This is a genomic window from Psychromonas arctica DSM 14288, from assembly GCF_000482725.1.
GTDB classification, from domain to species: Bacteria; Pseudomonadota; Gammaproteobacteria; order Enterobacterales; family Psychromonadaceae; genus Psychromonas; species Psychromonas arctica.
In genome coordinates this window covers 153,684-161,607 of the sequence record NZ_KI519478.1, presented here as the reverse complement: position 1 = coordinate 161,607, position 7,924 = coordinate 153,684, and the positions used below count along the sequence as shown (strand labels likewise).

The following is a 7,924-nucleotide window of genomic DNA, read 5'->3' as shown; positions in this document are numbered from 1 at the left end:
CATTTAAATGACGAACAATGCTGGATTGATGCTTTCGTAGGGCCTGAGAAATCATTATCGTTGACCAACCTTCATCCGATAATAGAATCGCTTTAATTCGGTCGCACTCCCGTTTATCACTGCACTTTTTATGGCGTGATTCTAACGCTAGCTTCTCTTGGCCGGTCAATGATATCTGCATTTCCTTAGTGTGATCTTTTAAAATTAAATTTCAATTTTTTTTTACAAATGAAAAGCATTATCAAAGATCACGGGTATATACCAATGGCGATAAGTACCTTAATTTACATCCTCTAAGTTTTGATGATGCAATCTCCGAGGAATCATTGAATAGTTGGGCTGAAAGTTTTTATCAAAATGCTCAATCAGAATCAGTTCGATTACACCTGTTTTATTTCTTGCGGTTTATGGCTGAACAAGAGCTTACTGATGCACTTGATATAAATGCCTTCCAGTCAGTCTATTTACCTAAAAATGTTGATGCTAATTTGGTCTCTGCCAAAGAGTTAAATAAAGTCATGTCTTTACTATCAGAAAATGAGCCTGAAAATAAATTACAACAACTGTTCTGCTTGGTTGCTGTGAACTTAAGTTTCCATGGTTGTTTAAGGCGTGGAGAAATTCTTAGGCTGCGTATGCAAGATGTTGAATTAAGATCGCCGAAAGGAACTCTATTTCAACTAACGATTACTAATACTGAAGAAGGGTCTACTAAAGATGGTAAGCCGAGAGTTACGCACATTGAATTGCCAATTGAGCAGGCTAAGTTGTTAAGGTTATTACTTAAAATAAAAGAAGAGGCACACGACTTAGAACCATTGATTGGTTTTTCTGAAGAGCTTATCTCTTCTAGAGAAAGGCAGTACATTTTACCTATAACACGTGCCATTAAAAGTATTTGTGGGCCATCGGGTCGTTTTCATCATTTACGTCACGGCGGTGCATTTGTGCTGGTGAACCAGTTATTTGTCCTCTTTACAAAAAATGTATCTTCGGTTAATTGTAAATATTTGTCAGCACTATTACAGGAAAAATTTGTTAAGCATCGGTTTTCTTTCTGGCTTGAAGGGCGGGGAGTTGAACAGTTAAATTCAGTAGTCGCATTAGATGTTATTGCAAATATGATTGGTCATAGCTTGTTTGAGACCACACGTAAAAGTTATCTGCATGGACATGAATGGATTTGGGACTATTTTATGCCTCAGATACAGCAATATTCTAAACCGCTCCTTCGGTATATGTGGGGATTAAATGTTGGTTCAAATGACATATCTAGGCAAGTTAATATTCTCATAAGTAACGACATAGAAGATTTACAATCTATTTCCCATCGTAGTGCTAACTTATTCTCTGGAAGGGTTCATGAGATGGCGGTTAATAACGGTAGTAAATTATCTTGGCTAGCTGCATGCGATACAAATTTAGTAGAGCCTAGTTGGACTACCTTTTGGATAGAAAAGCTAGCTAGCACTTCTGATTGTTATTTAGATTTTTTGATACAAAGTTCCTTAAATACCAACGCAATAAATCGCTCAATCACTTGGAAGAAATTAAGTCAGGTTAAGCAATTACTCTACAGAAACAAGCCATCTACTCAATACAAAAAAACGACTTATAAACTAATCAAACAGCTATTTTGTAAACTAGATATTAAAGAGTGCGCTTTTGAAATGAAAATGACAAAAAGGGCAGCTGTTAGGTATGAAAAAATATTTAAGCTACCTGAATTTTCTGTTTTTAATCGTCATTTCATTCTGTTAAAGAATTTAGGCACTTTAAGTGATAAACAGGAGCGATTTATTACACGTGAAATTTTTATAGCTAATGAAAAGCTTACTGTAGAGGGGGCTCTATTAGGAAAATCAAAGCTTGTGGTTAGGTTGGAAATGTCAAGTATTTCAAAACAGTGGCTAATCAATATGTATCGACAATTTTTTATAACTGAGGTGTAGTATGGAAACAATAATTTCTTTAGGTGCGAATAAAATACAAGAACTGATTTTTTTATTGAAAACGGCTGACAAAAAGTCTCCTGAATATAGGAAGTTTTTGCTTGAGCTAGATAAAAAGTCTGGTGAAATTACGTTCGTTGTCGGTAGCTCACAGGTGATAAGTTGTTTAAGAGTTGAAGGAGGTTGTTTTGACCATGCTATGGGTGACAAAGAGTATTTTTCTCATAATGCAGATTTACTGCTTAACGTGCTATCTAGTTCTGATACTTCGTTAGATATAATGCTGAGTTCAGATAAAACAGGGCGAATAGTGATGACTTTTCCTAGTCTATCGAAGTTACGTAAAGGGTATTGTAAAGGAATAGAAGATGTACACCTTCAATATATGAAGGCAAAGGATGATACTAAAGCTAAGCAATATGACAAAAATACGGTACTTGGATTAGTGAAGTTAGTGGAAGTCAAATGTCGGCCTTTTGAAAATGTATTATTGAACTCTGAAGAAGGAGGGGATAGTGTCAAAGTGCAAAGAGATGGCGAGGTATTCTTTGAAAAGCTAGATACGAATACCCATCTAGATATTGAGCTTTGTTTAGATAAAAAAACAATCGGTATAATCGAGGACGTGTTGGGAAGTAGTATAGAAAAAGAGATTGGAATTTATGTAGGACAACGGGAAATAATATTCAAACTAAAGGATCGTATGACCTCGGTATCTATACCAGATAATAGTGATTTTTTGTCCAAAATAGAATCGAAAAAAGATACTGTCATTAGCTTTTTATTAAATGGTTACAAATTGAAAGGTGCAATAGATAGCTATGTGGAAATGGATGATATTAAGAAACAAGAGCAAAGCTACTTGCTATTCTTCGAAGGAGCATTAGGTGTTTGTGCTAAAGCAAAAGATCAAGCTTGTGCTGATATATTGGATTTAATTGATGCAACATCTAATGTAAGCGATTTGTTGTTAATGATTAATCTGCATTTATTTAAAGGTTTTAATGTTAAAGATGTAACAGAGCACCATAAACTAAAGGCATCAATAACAAAGTCGCATGGTGGTGAGTATTGTATCTCCTTTTATAGTAGTTCTAACCCACGTAATGCGTTTTTCTCTATTCCTTGTATAGCGGCACCAGGTCATATGAATGAAATTAAAGAGCTATGTGTTGAACTTAAGAAGCAGTTAAGAGAACAGAAGAAAAAAAAAGTGAGTAATGAACAACTTGATTTGATTGGGTATAGTGAATTGCTGGATGTGTGAGGCAATAAAGTCTTCCTCCTAATTTCTGGCAGAAGACTCTCTGTATTACTTATAATATTGTTTTACATCTCTTCGAATTGTGTTTCCAAAAGTGAGATAAATTAGTAGTGATAGATAGGTCAACATTGCAAGGCTCTCCTAATTTAGGAGGGGCACCATACCAGGCTCTTAGGTAAGAACCATTTTCTGAATGGATACAGCTTAGTTGTGTCCAAAATTTAGATTAAGGATAATTTAATAGCCTTTAGATGTTCTGGTGACATAAGATAATTGGACTCCCTCTACACCTTCGTTAGCGTGTAGAGTAATATCATTGTTACCACACAAAATATTTTTTTTTTTTAACAACTTTATTGTCTTATTTTTTCTTGTTAAAATGGGGGGCATTAAAAAACTTAACAACTTTATTTATTTTTAATAAAAATTATTGTCATAAAAATAAGTAAGTTATAATCTTGTTTGTTAACAACTTTATTGTACACCAACATTTATTAGTATGTTAAAAGCCGATTTATTTCGGCTTTTTATTAACCAAATATCCTATTTCAGCTTATTCAAGCTTTGCTTTTTAGTGCTTTATTGGCAACCTATTTGATACTTATTTATTTCGGCGCAATGGGGGGGCTTGGTAATTAGCAATAATATGCTCTGGTAGGTTTTTAGTTGCCGAAAAAATTTACAATGAAAGATTTGGATTTTTTGGAAATATATGAAATAAAAGATGTAATTTATTTGGCTTGTTTATTGCTGATACTTATGTGTAAAGCTATTTAATGGTAAGTAACTAAAGGGGCTGTTCATATGAAATATTTTTATCAAATAATTTCTGCTCTTGTTTTAGTTGGAGTATGTAACGCTACTCAAGCAGGGCCAATAAGTAACCTAGAAGATGTCACTAATGGCGGAGTTTTTTTTGCCGATGTGAGCTTTGTAAATAACGGAGTAGATACTGTTACGATTACCGCAGATATTGGTTCACCTATCAATGCTGGACTTACACAAGGTGATATATTAGGTTTGTGGTTCGATTTAGCGGACTTCAGTGCACTGTCTGGTGCCGCCAGCATTAGTGCAAATTCCGCAAGCACCACTCCCGTGATTAGCTTTAGTGAAAATGCTGTGAGTTCTTCATTGGGAGGAAACGTGAATATTAATGGTTCAGGCGAAAATAATTGGGATTTAGGGCTTGTAGTTGGTGAAAATGGTAAGAGTGGCGGCTTTAATCAATTTATCCGTTTCGACCTAAAGATTGCAGGACTTCTTGAGTCTCAGTTTCAAGACCAGCGTGTTGGAATGCGTGTACAAAGTATCAAAGGGGCGACGAATTTTAGTTCAGGCTCATCAAAGCTAATCGGACCCGGAGGTACTGTTGTAATTCCAGAGCCTAGCTTATTTGTTATTTTGGGCCTTGGATTGTTTGGATTGGGGTTGACGCGACGTATTACAGCAAAACGTGCTTAGCTGCATAAAACAGTCATGCTATAATTCTTTAAATATTTGAAATTATTAACGATTAATCTGTGATTTATCAGATTAATCGTATGTTTTCAAATGAACCATTTCTGCTATAAATTTTTGTAAAGGAAATAACCCGTTACAACAAGTGAAGTCTTGTTTTGTTAATGTTTTACAGCTTAGCAATGACATTCATTATTTTATCAACCAAGTCTTGGTTAGTTAATTGGCCATTTTCCAGATCAAAATTATCGTAGAAACTAGGTACTGAAATGGCACCTTTCACCTCTGCTGCAAAAAATGGTGCAGAAGCTTGTGCCGATGCTAATACGCTAGCGGCACCACCAGGGCCCGGTGAAGATAATTGGACTCCCTCTACACCTTCGTTAGCGTGTAGAGTAATATCATTGTTACCACACAAAATATTAAAGGAGTCCTCAATGGATAGTACAATAGTTGGTGTTGATTTAGCAAAAAGAGTTATTCAAGTTTGTATTTATACAAATAAAAAAGTGCATTCAAATATTGAAATGACATCTGATGAATTTTTACTTTGGTTATTTCAACAAAAGCCTGTAACTATTATCTATGAGGCATGTAGCGGGTCTAATTACTGGAAACAAAAAGCAATTGAAGCGGGTCACAAGGCGTTATTGATTTCAGCTCAATTGGTATCAACGATAAGACAAAACCAAAAAACAGATAAAAATGATGCACTTGCAATTATACAAGCATCACAATTGGCTGACATTGGTTTTATTAATGGTAAGACGCATAAACAACAACAGCTCCAAACTATCTTGAAACTTAGAGAGTTAGCAGTCAAACACCAAACGGCATTGCGTAATCAATTAGTTGCTTTACTTGCTGAGTTTAATATTCATTGTTCAAGTAGAAACGGTGGTATTAAATCTGCGGTAGCAAATCTACTTGAAGATTTTGATAATGGTTTCACTTGTGAATTCAGGGCTGGTATCAACGTAGCTTATGGTCACCTAATTACGCAGTCAGAGATTATCGAGCAATATAATAAACAATTAGAGCATTCTATTGAGCAACACGAAGATTGTAAGCGGTTGCTGCGAATAGAAGGCGTTGGCCCCATTAATGCTATCAATCTATATGTTGCACTTGGGTGTGGTGAATTAGGCACTTTCAAGAGAGGCAAAGATGCATCCGCCTGCATAGGTTTAACGCCAAAACAATACTCATCGGGTGGAATCATTAAGCTTGGTGCCATTGGTAGTCGAGTTAAGCACGGTAGATTACGTAGCCAATTAATTGTAGGTGCAATGGCTGTTGTTACTCACCTAGCCAAAAGAACACCTAAAACTAAAAAAGAATGTTGGCTCATGGGGTTAATTGAACGCAAAGGTAAAAAATGTGCAGCGGTTGCCTTGGCAAATAAAACGGTTAGAACTGCTTTTGCAATGCTAAGCCAAGGAACAGAATATAAAGCAGAGTTATTGGCTGCTTAACAAGGTCCTACAATAAAATGCAATAACGAAGATAAAAATCAGCATATTAAATCAGTTGTCAACTAAGAGTCTTGAACTCGTCGATAAGATCTTGATTATATGCTCGCGAAAATATCCTAGAGCCAGGGTTCGCTACTCTATTTAGAGCTCGTACATAAGTTCGCATTAAATTCTTTGATTATTCACTTTGTTGTTGACAAGGGGGAGTCCACATAAGTTGACAGCATAATGACGGGTTTGTTTTGGAATAGCTTTTGATCAATACGAGAAGTCCAATCAAATAAATTTTTATAAGCCGCCGTATAAGAACCGTTATGCTCTGCAAAAGAGATAACAATCACATCAGCATCCCCCAATTTTTGATAAAAGGCTTTAGCTAGCGCTGGTTGTCCTAATTCTTTTTCACGGTCTTCATTAAATAGTGGCATTTCATAATCGTTGATATCTAACAACTCTACTTGTGCGTTGTTAATTTGTTTTGCTGTGTAATTAGCTAGCTGTTTGTTAATAGAGCTTTTGCTACTTGTTGCTGCGAATGCGAGTACTTTCATTATTAATTCCTGTTCTTTCTCTCAGTGGATGGATACACTTTAAATTATTATCATTTGCTGAGTAATAGTCATTTTGTGCATAGATTGTTTCCAAATGACTTGTAGTGTTCTATTTAACTAAAAGGTGATGTGATGGCGAATAACAGCAAATTATTTGATGGTATGGTTGTTTTTGTTGATGTAGCAAAATTAGGTAGTTTTACCTTAGCCGCTGAGAGTAGTGGCCATTCCACTTCTTACATTAGTAAAGAAGTGAATAAGCTAGAAGCACGTTTGGGTATTCGCCTGTTACATAGAACCACACGATCCTTGAGTTTAACGCAGGAAGGTGAATTGTATTTTCAATTGTGCCAGCAACTTATTGAAGATGCCGAACAAGCAGAAAATAGTATTAGTGGTAATCAAGGGGAGCCTAGAGGAAAACTACGTATAAGTTGTCCTATCTCCTATGGTTTGTCTAACCTGAGCCCTGTTTTGAGTCGGTTTACTGAAAAGCATCAAAAAATCCAACTTGAATTAGAACTGAATGATAGAAAAGTAGACCTTATTGCCGATGGTTTTGATGTCGTTATCAGAGCCTCTACGCAACTCGAAGATTCTAGTTTAATTAGTCGCAGGGTGAGTCAATCAGAAGCTTTAGTATTAGCTTCTCCTCGCTATTTAGCTAAACATGGTACTCCAAGTCACCCCTATGATTTAGATCGTCATAAAATCGTCAGTTATAGTAATTTGAAGCAACCTAATATTTGGCCATTCCGAGATCATCAAGGAGGAACCATTCAGGTTCATGTTGAAAGTCATGTGTTGACCAATAATGCGACCTTAGAAATAGACCTCGCCGTTGCTGACCAAGGCATTATTCGGGTGCCACAATTTGCCTTAAAAGATGAAGTGGAAACAGGGAAATTAGTAGAGATTTTTTGTGATTGGCCTAAGCCGCCAATAGGAGTCTATGTGGTGTATCCGAGCCGAAAGCATATGTCAGCAAAGGTACGTAGCTTTATCGACTTTGTGATAGCGGAGTTAGGGGATTAGAGAAATAATTTGTTGATAGAGGGTATTATTAGCTTTTCCATTGATTGATTTAAAAGTATTCATATATAAGTCAGTGAAGGTTATTATTGTTCTAGTCTAAATTTCTTTTTTCGTGAACAGTATAGCCCTGCCAAACCTAAGTCCATAAAAGCAATACTCATTGGCTCTGTACTGAAACTGCATTTT

Annotated in this window: 6 protein-coding genes and 2 pseudogenes; 5 read left to right on the top strand and 3 right to left on the bottom strand. The window is 35.9% G+C overall.

All coding sequences use genetic code 11. The features are described from left to right. A pseudogene (locus H592_RS24935) lies at window positions 1–181 on the bottom strand (IS630 family transposase); the annotation flags it as partial. 145 nt (window positions 182–326) lie between these two features. Here H592_RS24935 and H592_RS23345 point away from each other — a divergent pair. The 3 genes from H592_RS23345 to H592_RS0114180 all read left to right on the top strand — a co-directional run bounded on the left by H592_RS23345 (window position 327) and on the right by H592_RS0114180 (window position 4,680). Beyond that, entirely contained in the window at window positions 327–1,952 is a 1,626-nt protein-coding gene (locus H592_RS23345; RefSeq protein WP_028869340.1) for a hypothetical protein, read from the top strand. Between the two features lies 1 nt (window position 1,953). Further along, window positions 1,954–3,219, top strand: coding sequence for a hypothetical protein (locus H592_RS0114185; RefSeq protein WP_028869339.1), 1,266 nt, complete (start codon window positions 1,954–1,956; stop codon window positions 3,217–3,219). Between the two features lie 801 nt (window positions 3,220–4,020). Beyond that, complete coding sequence (locus tag H592_RS0114180) at window positions 4,021–4,680, top strand: PEP-CTERM domain protein (RefSeq protein ID WP_028869338.1); 660 nt, start codon at window positions 4,021–4,023, stop codon at window positions 4,678–4,680. Window positions 4,681–4,846: 166 nt separating this feature from the next. On the opposite strand, the gene H592_RS22425 is transcribed toward H592_RS0114180, so the two are convergent. Then, window positions 4,847–5,095, bottom strand: coding sequence for a hypothetical protein (locus H592_RS22425; RefSeq protein WP_051369186.1), 249 nt, complete (start codon window positions 5,093–5,095; stop codon window positions 4,847–4,849). A gap of 19 nt (window positions 5,096–5,114) precedes the next feature. Here H592_RS22425 and H592_RS0114170 point away from each other — a divergent pair, with 19 nt between their 5' ends. Next, window positions 5,115–6,152, top strand: coding sequence for an IS110 family RNA-guided transposase (locus tag H592_RS0114170; RefSeq protein WP_028869337.1), 1,038 nt, complete (start codon window positions 5,115–5,117; stop codon window positions 6,150–6,152). 215 nt (window positions 6,153–6,367) lie between these two features. On the opposite strand, the pseudogene H592_RS22420 reads toward H592_RS0114170, so the two are convergent. Further along, a pseudogene (locus tag H592_RS22420) lies at window positions 6,368–6,703 on the bottom strand (NAD(P)H-dependent oxidoreductase); the annotation flags it as partial. Between the two features lie 132 nt (window positions 6,704–6,835). Here H592_RS22420 and H592_RS0114160 point away from each other — a divergent pair. Beyond that, the gene (locus H592_RS0114160; RefSeq protein ID WP_028869336.1) at window positions 6,836–7,738 is read left to right on the top strand and encodes a LysR family transcriptional regulator; all 903 of its coding nucleotides are present in this window, start codon (window positions 6,836–6,838) and stop codon (window positions 7,736–7,738) included. The last annotated feature ends 186 nt before the right edge of the window (window positions 7,739–7,924 follow it).

Excerpts from the sequence above, each read along its gene's own strand:
- H592_RS0114180 (WP_028869338.1), top strand. The coding sequence starts at position 4,021 with ATGAAATATTTTTATCAAATAATTTCTGCTCTTGTTTTAGTTGGAGTA.
- H592_RS0114160 (WP_028869336.1), top strand. The coding sequence starts at position 6,836 with ATGGCGAATAACAGCAAATTATTTGATGGTATGGTTGTTTTTGTTGAT.
- H592_RS0114185 (WP_028869339.1), top strand. The coding sequence starts at position 1,954 with ATGGAAACAATAATTTCTTTAGGTGCGAATAAAATACAAGAACTGATT.
- H592_RS0114170 (WP_028869337.1), top strand. The coding sequence starts at position 5,115 with ATGGATAGTACAATAGTTGGTGTTGATTTAGCAAAAAGAGTTATTCAA.